Below are 14,683 nucleotides of genomic sequence, written 5' to 3' on the forward strand. Positions count from 1 at the left end.
GGGAGGGGAGTCAGGCGGACAGCAGGCCCGGACCGGGCAGGACGGCGAGCTCACCGGGCGGTACGTCGTGCCCGGCGTCGCAGCGCAGCCGGGCGTGCACCGGGGCGCCGCACTCGTCGTGGGCCACCCGGACCGCCGGGCCCGCCTCGTCGGCGGCGTACGCGTCGCCCCACTGCCGCAGCGCGACCAGCACCGGGATCAGGTCGCTGCCCTTCGCGGTGAGCACGTACTCGTCGCGGGTGCGCTGCCCGGGCTCGCGGTAGGGACGCCGGTCGAGCAGCCCGTCGGCGACGAGCTGCTTGAGGCGGGCGGCGGCCACCGGCTCGCTGACGCCGACCCGCCGGGCGAAGTCGTCGAAGCGGCGGGTGCCGAACGACGCCTCCCGCAGCAGGAGCAGCGTGGTGCGGTTGCCGACCACCTCCAGTGCCCGGGCGATCGAGCAGTTGGCGGTGGACCAGGAGTCACGCTGCGCGAGGAGGTCCGTCATGGCGCCGACGGTACCCCCTGGCTTAGGGAAGCAGAAGTCAGCTACCTCACAGCTGGCCGGGGAAGAATCCGTGCCGGGCCAGCGGCTCGACGATCTGGTGCTCCTCGTACGACAGGTGCGACAGCAGCGTGTCGGTGAGCAGGTCCACCGCCTCCTGGAGCTGCGTGAAGTCGCCGGGGTGCCGGACCAGCTCGACGAGCGCCCGGTCGACGCTCTCCACCACGCCGTGGATCACCACGTGCTCCTCCTCGAGGCGGTCCAGCACTGCCGCCAGCCCGGCCTCGGAGCGGCGCAGGTGAGGGAAGATCGAGGCGTCCTCCAGCCCGTGGTGCTGGGTGACCATCGTGCAGTACGCCGCGCAGTACGCCCCGAGCGTCCAGTTGTTCTGCCGCATGGTCATCTCGTTGAGGGCGGCCCGCGCCCGGCCCGGCGAGACAGTGCCCTGCTTGACCTGTTCCAGCAGATCGCGCACCTGGGCCAGCTCCTGGCGCAGGTGGTCGTGCACGTCCACCAGATGCTGCCCGGCGGCCTGTCCGCGGGCCGGGTAGACGCGCCCGGCCGGCGGCGGCGGGGCGCTCGGGCGGGTGGACTCGTCCCAGGGGCGGCGCGCGCTCAGGCGTACCCCCGGGTCGGGGGTGGGGGTGACGCCGAGCGTGCTCGGGCCGGCGGCGGCGGTCTGCTCGTCGGCGGCCGTGCGGGTTCCGCCGGCGGGCGCGGTGCGCTCGGCGGCGACCAGCTCCCGCACGGCGGGCGCGACCTCCTGGCCGAAGATCTGGATCGCGCGCGGCTCGTCGCTGCCGAGGATGAACGTGGTGATGCCGTGCTCCAGGGTGAGCCCGGCCAGCTCCTCCACCCACTGCTCCGGCGGCCCGGCCAGGAAACCGGCCGACGAGCGGGCGAACGTGCCGGTCACGTTGAGCATGCGGCGGATCGCGGCCGGGTCGCGCCCGGCGGCCTGAGCGCCCTCGTCGACGAGCGCGTTCAGGGCGGGCAGCTCGTCGGGGCCCTTCGGCAGATACGACAGGGACGGCAGCCAGCCGTCCGCGGCGCGCCCGACCAGGCGCAGCATGCGCGGCTTGTACGCGCCGACCCAGATGCCCACCGGGTGCGCGGGCGCCGGACCGCGCTTGGCGCCGACCACCCGGTAGTGCTCGCCGTCGACGCGGATCATGCCGCGACGGTCGGTCTCCCAGACCTCGCGGATCACCCGGATCGCCTCGTCGAGGGCCTCGACGGCGGCGCCGGGGGACAGGCGTCGCCCGCCCGCCGCCTCGATCGCGTCCCAGAACGCGCCCGCACCGAGTCCCAGCTCGACCCGGCCGCCGGTGAGCAGGTCCAGGCTGGCGACGCTGCGGGCCAGCACCACCGGCTGGCGCAACGGCAGGTTGAGGACGTTTCCGGCCAGGCGGATACGTTCGGTCGCGGCGGCCACGTAGGACATCAGCGTCCAGGTGTCCAGGAAGCCCGGCTGGTACGGGTGGTCCTGGAACGTGAGCAGGTCCAGCCCGACCTGCTCGCAGAGCCGGGCCAGCGCCACCACCTGGTCGGGCTGCCCGGCGGCGGGGGTGATGAAGCCGCCGAAGGTCAGCTCGTGTCCGTGATCGGTCATCCGTCAAGCCCTCCCGTGATCTTGCCTGGCCCTGCCACCGTAGCGCCGCCGCCGGTCGCCCGGCCGGGTGAAGAGCGTCACAAGAAGTAGACGATCGTCACAAATCGCTCCTAGCGTCGGTTTCGTTCGCAGACGCGGACACCGCAGGCCGGAAACGCCAAATCCCGCCGCCGGCCCCGGTAACCGAACCTCGTGCGGGAGCGGGGGAACCACACGTTCCACGGTGCATCGTCACCTCGGGGTGAAGCCGCCACCGGCGGCCGGGCTCCTCGGCCCGAACCCGACAGCTCACCTCGTCGGCGTGGAGGAATCCACATGGCAACTGAATACTCAGCCCGAAGCCGCCGTACCGCTCTCGGAGCGGTCCTGGCCGGCGCCGCCGTCGGCGCCGCTACCCTCTTCGGCCCGGCCGCTCCGGCCAGCGCGGGCGTCAACTGGGACGCGGTCGCGCGCTGCGAGTCAGGCGGCAACTGGAAGATCAACACCGGTAACGGCTACTACGGCGGGCTCCAGTTCTCCCGCACCACCTGGAACGGCTACGGCGGCCAGAAGTACGCCGCGCGCGCCGACCTGGCCAGCCGGTCCGAGCAGATCGCCGTCGCGGAGAAGGTGCTGCGCGGCCAGGGCATCGGCGCGTGGCCGGTCTGCGGCAAGAAGGGCGGCTCGGCCAGCACGGCGACCCGGTCCGAGCGGGCCACCACGAAGGCGGCACCGAGGAAGGCGGCGCCGAAGCGGGCCGCCGCGACGAAGGCCGCGCCGGAACGCGCCACGACGAAGGCGGCGCCGCGGCCGTCGTCCGGCGCCGGGACGTACGTGGTCCGGCGCGGGGACACGCTGTCGGAGATCGCCGTGGCGCAGCGCGTCGACGGCGGCTGGCGTGCCCTGCACGAGCGCAACCGTGCAGTGGTCGGCGACGACCCGGGCCTGATCTTCCCCGGTCAGCAGCTGCGCCTGCGCTGACCTCGTCCGAGCGCCCGGCCGGTTCGCCCCGGCCGGGCGCCCGGCCGTCCGCGACACGCCGCGTGGCCGGTGTCCGGCCTGCTCGCGGCGCCGGGACGCGACCCGGACCGGCCGGTGACGGCGATTCGTCGGAGCCGGTTGCTAGGGTCACGCATGCTCGGCTAAGACGTGAAGAAAGCGCGGATATGACCAACGACCCGTTCTCGGCGGCCGCGAGCATCGACGAGCTGCTGACCCGCACGCAGCAGGCGCTCACCGCGATGCGCTCCCGGGCCTCGGCACACGCCGACGGCGAGCCGGGCGACCTGCTGCTCGCCGAGGGCACTGCAGCCGGCGGCCGGGTCCGCGCGGTCGCCGTCCAGGGTGGCCGGCTCGATTCCGTGACGATCGACCCGGAGCTGGCCGGCGAGCCCCTCGACGTCCTCTGCGGACACCTCGTGACCGCCGCCAACGCCGCGTTGTCCGAGCTGGACGACCGGGTCAGCGCGTCGGCCCGGGCCGACGCCGACGCGCTCGCCGCCCGGCTCGGCAGCATGGGCGACCAGGCCGAGCTGTTCGGCCGCGCGATGCACGAGGCGGCCGCGCGGATCCACCGCGACCGCGGCGCTGGTTCCCGGGCCGGGCGCGCGGTCTGACCCGACCGCACACGCCCCGGCACGACGAGGCGCCGCACCCGCACGCGGCGCCGACCACGCGCGACGCGGCACCGGCCTGACACGACGAGGCGGCCGGCCGCCGGGAGGACGACGACCGGCCGCGCTACGCCACGGTCAGCTCAGGGTGACCGCGGTGTCGTCGACGACGAAGGACGTCTGCAACGAGCTGTCCTCCACGCCGCTGAACGAGATGGTCGCCGTGGTGCCCGCCAGCGACGAGACGTCGAAGGACCGCTGCACGTAGCCGGTGGCCTTGTTCAGGTTTGAGTACGTGGCCAGCGTGGTGCTGCCCGCCTTGACGGTGAGCTTGTCGTACGCGGTGCTGGTGGTCGACTCCGCGCTGTCGATGTGCAGCCAGAAGCTCAACGTCGCCCGGCATCCGGCCGGGATCGTCACCGACTGGCTGAGCGTGTCGGTGTGCGACGAGCCGTACCCGTCCAGCCACGCCTTGTACGAGCCGCCGTGCGCGGCCTGGCCGCTGTCGGTGGTGATGACGCCGGACGAGGCGCTCCAGTTCACGTTGCCCGACTCGAAGCCCGGGTTGGCGAGCTTGTTGCCGGAGCAGCCGCCCGACGGAGGGGTGGTCGTGGTGCTCGGCGTGGGCGTCGGGGTGCCGCCGGAGCAGGTCGGGTCACCGGACTGGGCCGGCACGCTCACCGCGTCCCAGGCCGCCTTGACCGTGTTGAACTCCGCGCAGCTGCCCGGGTAGAGGTTCTTCGCCGCCTGCAGCGTCCAGGTGCGGTACTTCAGGTACGACGAGGACGAGGTCTTCAGCAGCATGCCGTTGTACATGATCTTCATGGCCTTCTGGATGCCCAGGCCGGTCACGCTGCTGCCGTTGCAGGTCGGGCTGGACGGCTGCCCGTTGGTCGGGCTGCTGCCGTTGGCGAGCAGGTAGAACCAGTGGTTGCCCGGGCCGGCCGCGGCGTGCACCTCGGTCGACGGGATGCTGCTGGAGTAGCAGTTCGGGTCGCCGAGCGCCGACGGGTTGTACATGTTGCGGATCGGGCCGGAGCCGACCAGGTTGATCTTCTCGCCGACCAGGAAGTCCGGCGCGTCGTAGCTGGACGGCTCGTTGGCGAACCACTCGGTGGCCGCGCCGAACGTGTCAGCCACGAACTCCTGCGTGCCGCCGCCGGAGATGCCGCCCGGGGTGTTGTCGTCGATGCCGTGGCCGATCTCGTGCGCCACCACGTCCAGCGAGCCGATCCACTGGCCGGCGGTGTTCTTGCCGATCTGCACCTGGCTGCCGTCGTAGTAGGCGTTCTGGTCGTTGAGGCCCACCCGGATCGGCCAGTAGCCGCCGTTGCCGTTGGCGCCGTTGCGGCCCAGCCACTGGGCGAGCATCTTGTGCTCGGTCTGCGCGGAGAACAGCGCGTCCACGCAGCCGGTCTCCTTGTTCGTGGCGGTGCCGTTGCCCCACACGTCGTCGGAGCCGCTGAACGTGGTGTTGTTCGCCGCGTCCTGGCAGCTCAGGTTGGTGACGGTCGGGTCCTTCATGGTGTACGTGGAGCCCGACTGGGTGGTGTTGAGCGTGAGCGGGCTGGGCCCGTTCCAGGCGCCGGTGCCGGTGCCGCGGACGACGTGTTCCTGCTTGCGCAGGACCGCGCCGGTGCGGGCGTCGACGTCGACGGTGAGCCGGCTGGGCCCGTCCGCCCCGGTGCCGCGTACCGTGGTCTCCCAGGCCAGCGCCGGTGCGGCGCCGAGCGTGTAGACCACGAGCGTGGTGCCCTCGACCGCGTCGACGGTCTTGAGCTGGGCGCGCGCCGTCTTCGCGGCGGCGGCCGGGGTCAGCGCGGGCGTGGTGGCGAGGGCGCCGATGGGCCGCTGCTGGGCGACCGAGGCGTACTTCAGGTTGCCGGCCGAGTCCGTGGCGAGCACGAAGTCGCCGCCGACCACCGGGAGGCCCTTGTAGGTGCGCTCGTAGGGCACGTACTGGGTGCCCTCGGAGGAGATGACCGGCTTCTGGACGAACGCGTCGTCGGAGCCGGCCTGCAGGTAGGCGGGGCGGTTCGCGACCAGGGCGCGGGCGGAGTCGGCGGCGGTCGCGCGGGCCTGCGCCGGGTTCGGGGCGGCGGGTCCGGGTGGCGCGGCCTGCACGGCGGCGGCGGTTCCTGCGGCGAGCAGGCCGGTCGCGGCCGCGCCGGTGAGCGCGGCGAGGCGAGGTGAGAGTTTCACGGGGGTTTGCTCCTGTTCTACAGGCGCGCCGCACGGAGCCCGGTGGGGACGGGCGGCGCGGTGGTGCGAGGCAGGGTGACGGCCGGTCACCGGAGCTGCCGGCGTGGCTCCGGGTCGACAGATCGACCGTCGCGATTCGCCGGGGGTCGGCGGCTCGCTGGTGCACAATCACACGCCGCGCGAGCCCGGAGCAATAAGTGACCTGGGCAACGACTGACAGTCGGGCGTGTCGCCGCACGCGTCGATTCAGGCAACCATGATCTTCAATAGGCGCTGATCAGGGCGAACATCGCCGACGGTGGATGGACGCCGGTGCAAATTGCGGACGTTGCCGCTGTGTGCGAATGGCGCGCATAGACGCGAGGCCGCCGCCCCTGCGGCCGGGCGGCGGCCGAGCCGTCGCCCGGCCGCGTCAGCGCGGGCCGCGGGTCCGCGTCGGCGACACGGTGGGCAGCGGTGGCAGCGACGGCGTCAGCGTCGGCCGCGAGGTCGGCCGCCCGGTCGGCTCCGGGCTCGGGCTCGACGAGGACGGGCTGGGGCTCGGTGACTCCGACGGTGTCGGCGCGGCGGTGGTCGGCGGCGGTGGCGCGGACCGCGTCGGCTCCGGGGTATCGCCGGGGAACGCCGGCTGACCGAAGCGGTACTTCTCCGGGTCGAGCTTCATCGCCGCGGTGGCCCGGGTCATGAACTGCCGCCAGATCGGCGCGGCGCCGGTCGAGCCGTACACCTCGTAGCTGCCGCCCTTGGTCCGCAGCGGCTTGCCGTCGGTGGTGCCCAGCCAGACGGCCGAGGCGAGCGCGCCGGTCCAGCCCACCATCCAGGTGTGCACGTTCTGCGTGGTGCTCCGACCGGCCTGCCAGGTGCCGGTCTTGCCGGCGGAGTCCCAGCCGTTGCCCAGCTCGGCGGCCCGCACCCGGCGCAGCGTCCAGTCGAGCTGGTCGATCGCCTCCCGGTCCAGGCCCAGATCCGTCGTACGCAACTGCTCGGTCCACACGTCCTCGTCGTCCTTGCTCACCGACCGGACGAAGTGCGCGTCGGCACGCTTGCCGCCGGCGGCGAACGTCGCCATCCCGTTCGCGTGGTCCTGCACGGTGATGCCGTACTGCCCGATCCCGACCTCGGTGGAGAACCGCTTCGCCACCTCGTCGGCCGGGTCGCTGCGCAGGTCGACGCGCTGCGGCCGGGGATTGCCCCGCACCGTCTCCCACATCGACTCGACGCCGGCCTGCCGCGCCGTCTCGATCACCTTGGCGGTGCCCAGCTTCTCGGTCAGCTCGAAGTAGGTCACGTTCAGCGAGGCGACCGTCGCCTCCCAGAGCGCGCAGTCCGGCTGGCAGGGCGCGTGCTCGGCGTTGCGGATCGGCCCCGCCGCGCTGCCCTTGGTGCGCCCCGAGGCGGGGAACTCCTTGGTGTCCGGCGAGTCGAACCGCTGCTTCACCGAGATCCCGTCGCGGACGGCCGCGGCCAGGTCGTACACCTTGAACGACGACCCCGGCGGATGCTGGCCGAACCCGCGGGTCTCGCCGTTCTCGTCGTAGTACCAGCCGGCGTAGTCCGCGCCCGAGCCCTTGTCGCCGCCGTAGTAGCCGAGCACCCGGCCGGTGCCCGGCTCCACCGCCACCAGCGCCGCCTGCCAGTTGCGCGGCTGGCCGCGTACCGCCTGCGGCGCGGTGTCGCGGCGGATGTCCGCCGCCGCCTCGGCCGCGTCCTGCACCCGCTTGTCGATGGTGGTGACGATCCGGTAGCCGCCGTCGCGGATCACCTCGTCGGGCTTACCGCGGAACGGCTCGGTCTCGCGCAGCTCGGCGAGCACGTGGTTGACCACCAGGCCGGTCGGCCGGTCCAGGTCGGACCGGCCCGCGTCCTTGTCGATAGGCCGGACCGTGTCCGGGTACGCGAGATCCGCCGCCTGCTGCGGCGTCAGGTAGCCGAGCTTGACCATGCCGTCGCGGATGTAGTTCCACCTGTCGATCGAGTTCTGCCGGGCCAGCGCGTTGCGGCGCGGGTCGTAGCCGGGCGAGCCCTCCGGGTCGGCCGGGTCCGCCTCCGGCTGCTTCACCATCGCGCAGAGCACCATCGCCTCGGCCGGCGTGAGCTGCCGCGCGGCCGGCGCGTCCCGGCGTACCGTCTTGCCGAAGTAGGTCTGCGCGGCCGCCTCGATGCCGTACGCGCCCCGCCCGAACGGCACGGTGTTCAGGTAGAAACCGAGGATCTCCTCCTTGGAGTACGCGTCGTCGAGCTTCCACGCGATCACCGCCTCGCGCAGCTTGCGGGAGTAGGTGACCCCGCGCAGGTCCGCGGCGATGCGCGCGTACTGCTGGGTGAGGGTGGACGCGCCCTGCCGCTGCCCGCCGCTGATGTTGGCCCAGGCCGCCCGCAGCACACCCTTGACGTCGATGCCCTGGTTCGTCCAGAACGTACGGTCCTCGGCCGCCACGATCGCCTGCTTCGCCGAGTCGTTCATCTCGTCGTACGGCACGATGGTGCGGTTCTGCGCGCCCAGCTTCGCCATCGGCGTGCGCCCGTCGGCGTAGTAGACGGTGGTGGACTCGGGCAGCTTCAGGTCGCTGGGCGTCGGCACGCTGTCGAAGTAGTAGCCGCCGGCGACCAGCCCGCAGCCGGCCAGCAGCGTGCAGACCGCGAGGACGACGAGCAGACGCCGCCGCTTGCGCCTCGGGCGCACCGGTGCCGCGCCGCCCGGTTCCGCTGTGGATCCGCTGTTCCGCACGCGTTACCTCCGACTGCTCGGCTGAGTCGTGCCCGGCTCGCAGGCTAACCGAGCAGCGCCGACGGCACCGGCCGAAGAACCCGGACGGTGTGGCGTGCTCCGGGCCGGGGCGCACGGGCGCCGCCCCGGCCCGGAGGGCTCACCCGGTCAGCGCGCCGCCCATCCGGCGGCGCGGCCGTCGCGATCCCGGCGGGCGGCTCGGCGGGTCCGCCACCTGTCGTTGCCGCCGGCGTGGAACGGCGCCGACCGCCACAACGACCGCACCGGCGTGCCGTCGGGGGCGGCGAACGTCTCCCGCTCGGCGTAGCCGTGCCGCCGCAGCAGCTCCTCGGCCTGCTCACCGGCGCACGGATGCGCGTACGTGGGCAGGCTCAACGTGTCCATCCGGCGCTGCGCCGCGGACAGCGCCTGCGTCGCGCCGCCCCGGGGCGCGGCCAGCAGCGCCAGATGGTTGTGCGGCTCGGCCGGACGGCGTGCCGCCAGCTCCACGCCGAGGCGGCGGAACCGGTCCTCGTCCGCCCCGGCGGCGCCGGCGAGCCGGTCGGCGTACCGGTGGGGGGCGGGGATCGGGCGGTAGCGGTGGAACCACACGGTGGCGGCGCTGCCGTCGGGCAGCAGGAACGCGTCGCCGAACAGCAACGCGTGTTCGGTCCAGATCCGCGCCACGGCGGCGAGGACCGGCAGGCGGCGGGACGTGTCGGGGACGAGCCAGGCGGCCAGCGCGGTGGGCGCGAGGGCCTCGGCGACGAGGTCGGCGATGCGGCCGATGTCGCACCACCGGGCGCGGACGACGGGCAGGGCTGTGCTCATGAACGAACTCCTGTTGTCCAGGCGTGATCGGGTCGGTTGCGGGCGCCGGACGACGGCGCCGCCGCGGCATGCGGCAGACGGGCGGGACACGCCCGTGCTCCGGATCGGAGGTGGTGCCTGTGGAGTTCGCTCAGGCGGGTCTGGTGCCGGGGCGCGACGTACGCGACGGCGGCAGCGGATCGGCCGTCGGTCGCGCGTACCGGTGGGCCAGGGTCGGCAGCCGCCAGCGGTTCGCGTCCGCGTCGGCCGCCTCGCTGTGCACCGTGCCGCCGCCGTGGCTGAGGCCGTGCGGCGGCAGCGGCACGGCGGGCGTGGTCGTGACGTGCACCGCCGGGCCGGCAGCCGCCGGTGCCCGGCTCTGTGCCGGGTCGGCCCACCGCGTGCCGACGACGGTGAGGGTGCGCGCCGCCGGGGCGGCGAGCACCGGGCCACCGAGGTGGGGCGGTGTGTCGTGCGCACGCTCGGCAGCGGGCGCCGGCGTCGCGGACGGGTCGGCCGGATGGACCGGCTCGGCCGGCGGGTTCGGATCGACCGGCCCGGGCTCGCCGGGTGCCGGAGGTGATCCGGGGTCCGGCGCGGCCGGCGGTTCGAGCAGATCGGTCACCGGGCTGAGCGGGTCGAGCACCGGTGCCAGCGGGTCGAGCACCGGTTCCAGGCCCCGCCAGACCGGGCCGAGGATCGGGCGCAGCGGCTCCACGACCGGCGACAGCAGGTCCGCCACCGGGTCGAGCACGCCTGCCTTCACCGGGTCGGTGACCGGGCTCAGGCCCTCGGCGACCGGCGCGAGCACGCGGTCGCGTACCGGGTCGGTGACCGGGCGCAGGACGTCGGTGACGGGCGTGAGCACGTGGTCGTGTACCGGCGTCACCACCGCCTCGACCACCCGGCCGGTCACCGGTGTCGCGGGGGCCGGCTGCGCCTTCGGCCGGCCGGTGCCGGACGCGGGCGTGCCGGACGCGGGTGTGTCCGGCTTCGGCGCGGTCGCGTCGGGTGCGGGTGCGGCGGAGTCGGAGGCAGGCGCGGATGCGGTTGGGCCGGATGCGTCGGGGCCGGGAGCAGGCGCGGGTGCGGCGGGCGTCGCCGGTTCCGCCGTGGCGTCGCCGGAACCGGCGGCGGGCGCCTCGCCGGGTCCGGACGTGGGCAGGCCGAGCACCGTCCCGAGCGTGTGGGTGAGCACCCCGACGGTGGCGGTGAGCGGGCCGGACGGACGTTCGGCGGCGTGGGCGGCCGAGCCGGAGGCGGCCTCGTGGGCGCCCCAGACCACTGCCACGCCGCCGAGCAGCAGACCGAGGCGCAGCGTGCAGCGCGCCACCCAGTCGGCCTGTCCTGACATTCCACACCTTTCGGACCCGTGCCCCGGGGGCGCGCATCGACGTGCTGCACTGTACCGAACGTGGCGGCCCGGGCACAGTACGCCGTCGATCCGTGTCGGGCGTGCCGCAGGCGTGGGATCCGCGGCGTCCGGGTACCAGCCGGGCCATGGACACGCGCACGGCCGCACGCCCGGACACCACCCCCGCACCCGCCGCGCCCCCGGCCGGTGTGGTCGCTGTCGTCGCCCACCGGAAGAAGACGTTCGGGGGAGGGCTCGACGAGCTGCGCTCCCGGCTCGTCGCCGCCGGGGTCGGGCGACTGCTCTGGTACGAGGTGCCGAAGAGCCGGAAGGCGCCCAAGCGGGTCCGCGCGGCGCTGGACTCCGGTGCCGAGCTGGTGCTGGTGTGGGGCGGAGACGGCATGGTGCAGCGGTGCGCCGACGCGCTCGCGGGCAGCGGCGTGCCGATGGGCATCCTGCCCGCCGGCACGGCCAACCTGTTCGCGGTGAACCTGGGCATCCCGGTCGACCTGCCCGAGGCGGTACGCATCGCGCTGCACGGCCGCCGGCGCGAGCTGGACCTGGGCCGGATCAACGGCGAGCACTTCGCGGTGATGGCCGGCGCCGGGTTCGACGGCGACCTGATCCGGGACGCCGACCGGCAGCTCAAGGGCCGGTTCGGCCGGATCGCGTACGTCTGGACCGGGCTGCGGCACGTGCGCGGCGAGTGCGTACGGACCCGGATCCGGGTCGACGGCGCCGACTGGTTCGACGACGAGGCGAGTTGCGTGCTGTTCGGCAACGTCGGCACCATCACCGGCGGCATCCCGGCCTTCGACGACGCCCGCCCCGACGACGGGGCCCTCGAAGTCGGCGTGTCCACCGCCAGCGGCGCGGTGGACTGGGCGCGCACGCTGGGCCGGATGGCCGCCGGGCGCTCCGAGGAGTCGCCCTTCGTGCGGATCACCCGGGGTCGCAAGATCAAGGTGCGGTTCGACGCGCCGAAGACGTACGAGCTGGACGGCGGCGCCCGGGGCAAGGCGAAACGCCTCAAGGTGAAGGTGGTGCCGGGCGCGCTGACCGTGTGCTGCCCGGACCCGGCGGACTGACCGCGCCCGGGCCGGGGCAGGATGCCGGAATGCGCGACGACATCCGCGACTACCTGGCCGAAGTGGTCCGCCGTTCCCGGGACGTGCTCGGTGAGGACCTGGTCGGCGCGTACGCCGCCGGGTCGGTCGGGCTGGGCGCGTACCAGCCGGGACGCAGCGACGTGGACGTGGCGCTGGTGGCCGCCGGGCCGATGCCGGAGCCGGACAAGCGCCTGCTCGTGGACCGGCTGCGGCACGAGTCGCTGCCCTGCCCGGCACGTGGCCTGGAACTGGTCGTCTACCGCCGCGACGTGGCCGCCTCCGGCACCCTTGAGCCGGGCTTCGAGGTCGAGCTGAACACCGGCGCCACCATGCCGTTCCGCGCCACCTACGACCCGGCCGACCGGCCCGCCACCGACGGGCGGTTCTGGTACGCGCTGGACCGCAGCATCCTGCGCCAGTCCGGCCGGACGCTACTAGGCCCGCCCGCCGCCGACGTGTTCGCCGACCCGTCCCCGGAGGCGCTGCGGGCGCTGCTCGCGGACGCGCTGCGCTGGTGGCTGGCGCTGCCCACGCCACCCGGCGACGAACCGGCGCCCGGCGCGGAGGACGCGGTGCTCGGCGCCTGCCGCGCGCTGGTGCGCATCCGCGAGGGCGTCTGGCTGGGCAAGGTCGACGCCGGGCTGCGGGTGGCCGCCGACGACCCGGACGCCGCGCTGATCCGCGCCTCGATCGAGGCCCGCCGCGGCGGCACGCCGCCGTCCGGCCCGGCCGCCCGCGCGTTCCAGCGGCGGGTGCTGGACCGGATCACCGCGCGGTGAGCCCCGCCGCGCGTGACTACTGTGAGCCGGGGGAGGTGCGGTGATCATGACGGAGCTGAGCGCGTCCACGCGGGCCGGACTGGAATCGGTGGTGCCCGGTGGCGTGGCGACCCGGGCCGCGGAGCGGCTGCGGATGGCCCACGACGCCTCGCACTACCTGCTGCACCCCGGCGCGGTGATCACACCGTCCGACGCCGGCCAGGTCGCCGCGCTGCTGGCCTACGGTGCCCGCACCGGCACCCCGCTGACGTTCCGCTCCGGCGGCACCAGCCTCAGCGGCCAGGCGGTCACCGACCGGCTGCTCGTCGACGTGCGGCGGCACTTCCGCGACCTGACGGTCCTCGACGACGGGCGGCGGGTACGGGTGCAGCCCGGGGTGGTGCTGCGGCAGGTGAACGCGCGCCTGGCGCCGTACGGCCGCAAGCTCGGCCCCGACCCGGCCAGCGAGTCCGCGTGCACGGTCGGCGGCGTGGTCGCCAACAACTCCAGCGGCATGACCTGCGGCACCGAGTTCAACACGTACCGGACGCTGGAGTCGCTGGTCCTCGCGCTGCCCAGCGGCACCGTGCTGGACACCGGCGCGCCGGACGCCGACGCCCGGCTGCGCGCCGCCGAACCGGACCTGCACGCCGGGCTGCTGCGGCTGCGCGACCGGGTACGCGGCAACCCCGACTCGGTGCGCCGCATCCGCGCCCAGTACGCCATGAAGAACACCATGGGCTACGGCGTGAACGCGTTCCTCGACCACGACGACCCGGCCGACCTGCTCACCCGGCTCGTGGTGGGCAGCGAGGGCACGCTCGCGTTCGTCGCCTCGGCGACGTTCCGCACCGTACCCGTGCACCGGCACGCCGCGACCGGCCTGCTGGTCTTCGACTCCCTGGGCGCGGCGATGGCCGCCATGCCGGCGCTGGTGGCCGCCGGGCCGGCGGCGATCGAGCTGCTCGACGCCGCCGCCCTTCGGGTCGCCCAGCGCGACCCGAAGGCGGACGCCACGCTGCGCGGCCTGGCCGTGCGCGGGCACGCCGCGCTGCTCGCCGAGTGGCAGGAGTCCGACCCGGCGGCGCTCGCCGACCGGGTCGCCGACGCCGGACCGGTGCTGGCCGGCCTGCCGCTGAGCGCCCCGGCGCGGCTCAGCGGCGAGCCCGCCGCCCGCGCCGCGCTGTGGCACATCCGCAAGGGCCTGTACGCGGCGGTGGCCGGCGCCCGCCCGTCCGGCACCACGGCGCTGCTGGAGGACATCGCCGTCCCGGTCGAGGCGCTCGCCGGCACGTGCGCGTCGCTGGCCGAGCTGTTCGACCGGCACCGGTACGCCGACAGCGTCATCTTCGGCCACGCCAAGGACGGCAACCTGCACTTCATGCTCAACGAGCGGTTCGACGGCGGTGAGGCCCCGGCGCGCTACGCCGACTTCACCGAGGAGATGGTCGACCTGGTGCTCGGCCACGGCGGGACGCTCAAGGCCGAGCACGGCACCGGCCGGGTGATGGCCCCGTACGTGCGCCGCCAGTTCGGCGACGAGCTGTACGAGGTGATGCGCGAGCTGAAGACGCTCTGCGACCCGGACGGTGTGCTGAACCCGGGCGTGCTGCTCAGCGACGACCCGGAGATCCACATGCGGCACCTCAAGACCGTGCCGACGGTGGAGGAGGAGGTGGACCGCTGCGTCGAGTGCGGCTACTGCGAGCCGGTCTGCCCCAGCCGCGACCTCACCACCACGCCCCGGCAACGCATCGTGCTGCGCCGGGAGATCGCCGCCGCGCAGGCCGCCGGCGACACCGCGCTGGCCCGGGAGCTGACCGACGACTACGACTACGACGCGGTGCAGACCTGCGCCGTCGACGGCATGTGCGCCACCGCATGCCCGGTGCTGATCAACACCGGTGACCTGGTCAAGCGGCTGCGCGCGCAGGAGCACGGCCGGACGGCGGGGACCGCCTGGCGCGGGGCGGCCCGCCGCTGGGGTGCCACCACCCGGGGCATGGCCCGGGGACTCGACCTGGCCGGGGCGCTGCCGCCCGCGCTGCCCGAGGC

General features: G+C 74.5%; 11 protein-coding genes and 1 riboswitch. Of the genes, 5 read left to right on the forward strand and 6 right to left on the reverse strand.

What is annotated here, in order from left to right:
• Positions 1–10 precede the first annotated feature (10 nt).
• Complete coding sequence (locus tag AC2CHG_RS15080) at positions 11–487, reverse strand: winged helix-turn-helix transcriptional regulator (protein ID WP_091418149.1); 477 nt, start codon at positions 485–487, stop codon at positions 11–13.
• 46 nt (positions 488–533) lie between these two features.
• Positions 534–2,096 (reverse strand): LLM class flavin-dependent oxidoreductase, encoded by a 1,563-nt coding sequence (locus AC2CHG_RS15085; RefSeq protein WP_484524964.1) that lies wholly within the window; start codon positions 2,094–2,096, stop codon positions 534–536.
• A gap of 171 nt (positions 2,097–2,267) precedes the next feature.
• Positions 2,268–2,413: riboswitch (cyclic di-AMP (ydaO/yuaA leader) on the forward strand.
• On the opposite strand from AC2CHG_RS15085, the gene AC2CHG_RS15090 reads away from it, so the two are divergent.
• Together AC2CHG_RS15090 and AC2CHG_RS15095 are read left to right on the forward strand one after the other, a co-directional pair.
• Positions 2,412–3,056, forward strand: coding sequence for a LysM peptidoglycan-binding domain-containing protein (locus AC2CHG_RS15090; RefSeq protein ID WP_262011621.1), 645 nt, complete (start codon positions 2,412–2,414; stop codon positions 3,054–3,056). (Overlaps the previous riboswitch by 2 nt.)
• Positions 3,057–3,241: 185 nt before the next feature.
• Positions 3,242–3,691 (forward strand): YbaB/EbfC family nucleoid-associated protein, encoded by a 450-nt coding sequence (locus AC2CHG_RS15095; RefSeq protein WP_135240320.1) that lies wholly within the window; start codon positions 3,242–3,244, stop codon positions 3,689–3,691.
• A gap of 135 nt (positions 3,692–3,826) precedes the next feature.
• On the opposite strand, the gene AC2CHG_RS15100 is transcribed toward AC2CHG_RS15095, so the two are convergent.
• From AC2CHG_RS15100 to AC2CHG_RS15115, 4 genes are all read right to left on the reverse strand, one after another.
• The gene (locus tag AC2CHG_RS15100; RefSeq protein WP_484524965.1) at positions 3,827–5,890 is read right to left on the reverse strand and encodes a M4 family metallopeptidase; all 2,064 of its coding nucleotides are present in this window, start codon (positions 5,888–5,890) and stop codon (positions 3,827–3,829) included.
• 412 nt (positions 5,891–6,302) lie between these two features.
• Complete coding sequence (locus AC2CHG_RS15105; RefSeq protein WP_357211158.1) at positions 6,303–8,618, reverse strand: transglycosylase domain-containing protein; 2,316 nt, start codon at positions 8,616–8,618, stop codon at positions 6,303–6,305.
• A 147-nt stretch (positions 8,619–8,765) separates the two neighbouring features.
• On the reverse strand, positions 8,766–9,428 hold the full coding sequence (locus AC2CHG_RS15110; protein ID WP_402806506.1) for a hypothetical protein: 663 nt from the start codon (positions 9,426–9,428) through the stop codon (positions 8,766–8,768).
• 130 nt (positions 9,429–9,558) lie between these two features.
• Positions 9,559–10,761, reverse strand: a complete 1,203-nt coding sequence (locus tag AC2CHG_RS15115; RefSeq protein WP_484524966.1) for a hypothetical protein — start codon at positions 10,759–10,761, stop codon at positions 9,559–9,561.
• A gap of 146 nt (positions 10,762–10,907) precedes the next feature.
• Between AC2CHG_RS15115 and AC2CHG_RS15120 the strand changes: the two genes are divergently transcribed.
• The 3 genes from AC2CHG_RS15120 to AC2CHG_RS15130 all read left to right on the forward strand — a co-directional run.
• Positions 10,908–11,849 (forward strand): diacylglycerol/lipid kinase family protein, encoded by a 942-nt coding sequence (locus tag AC2CHG_RS15120; RefSeq protein WP_484524967.1) that lies wholly within the window; start codon positions 10,908–10,910, stop codon positions 11,847–11,849.
• Between the two features lie 29 nt (positions 11,850–11,878).
• A complete protein-coding gene (locus tag AC2CHG_RS15125) occupies positions 11,879–12,649 on the forward strand; it encodes a nucleotidyltransferase domain-containing protein (protein WP_262011615.1) in 771 nt (256 codons plus the stop codon).
• Positions 12,650–12,695: 46 nt separating this feature from the next.
• Positions 12,696–14,683, forward strand: a 1,988-nt coding sequence (locus AC2CHG_RS15130) for an FAD-binding and (Fe-S)-binding domain-containing protein (protein WP_484524968.1), incomplete at its 3' end; no start/stop codon positions are given.

It is taken from the genome of Micromonospora sp. ATLC20 (assembly GCF_057196585.1).

What these genes read in the sequence shown, in the direction of transcription:
- AC2CHG_RS15080 (WP_091418149.1), bottom strand. Translation starts at nt 487, where the DNA reads ATGACGGACCTCCTCGCGCAGCGTGACTCCTGGTCCACCGCCAACTGC.
- AC2CHG_RS15085 (WP_484524964.1), bottom strand. Translation starts at nt 2,096, where the DNA reads ATGACCGATCACGGACACGAGCTGACCTTCGGCGGCTTCATCACCCCC.
- AC2CHG_RS15090 (WP_262011621.1), top strand. Translation starts at nt 2,412, where the DNA reads ATGGCAACTGAATACTCAGCCCGAAGCCGCCGTACCGCTCTCGGAGCG.
- AC2CHG_RS15095 (WP_135240320.1), top strand. Translation starts at nt 3,242, where the DNA reads ATGACCAACGACCCGTTCTCGGCGGCCGCGAGCATCGACGAGCTGCTG.
- AC2CHG_RS15110 (WP_402806506.1), bottom strand. Translation starts at nt 9,428, where the DNA reads ATGAGCACAGCCCTGCCCGTCGTCCGCGCCCGGTGGTGCGACATCGGC.
- AC2CHG_RS15115 (WP_484524966.1), bottom strand. Translation starts at nt 10,761, where the DNA reads ATGTCAGGACAGGCCGACTGGGTGGCGCGCTGCACGCTGCGCCTCGGT.
- AC2CHG_RS15120 (WP_484524967.1), top strand. Translation starts at nt 10,908, where the DNA reads ATGGACACGCGCACGGCCGCACGCCCGGACACCACCCCCGCACCCGCC.
- AC2CHG_RS15125 (WP_262011615.1), top strand. Translation starts at nt 11,879, where the DNA reads ATGCGCGACGACATCCGCGACTACCTGGCCGAAGTGGTCCGCCGTTCC.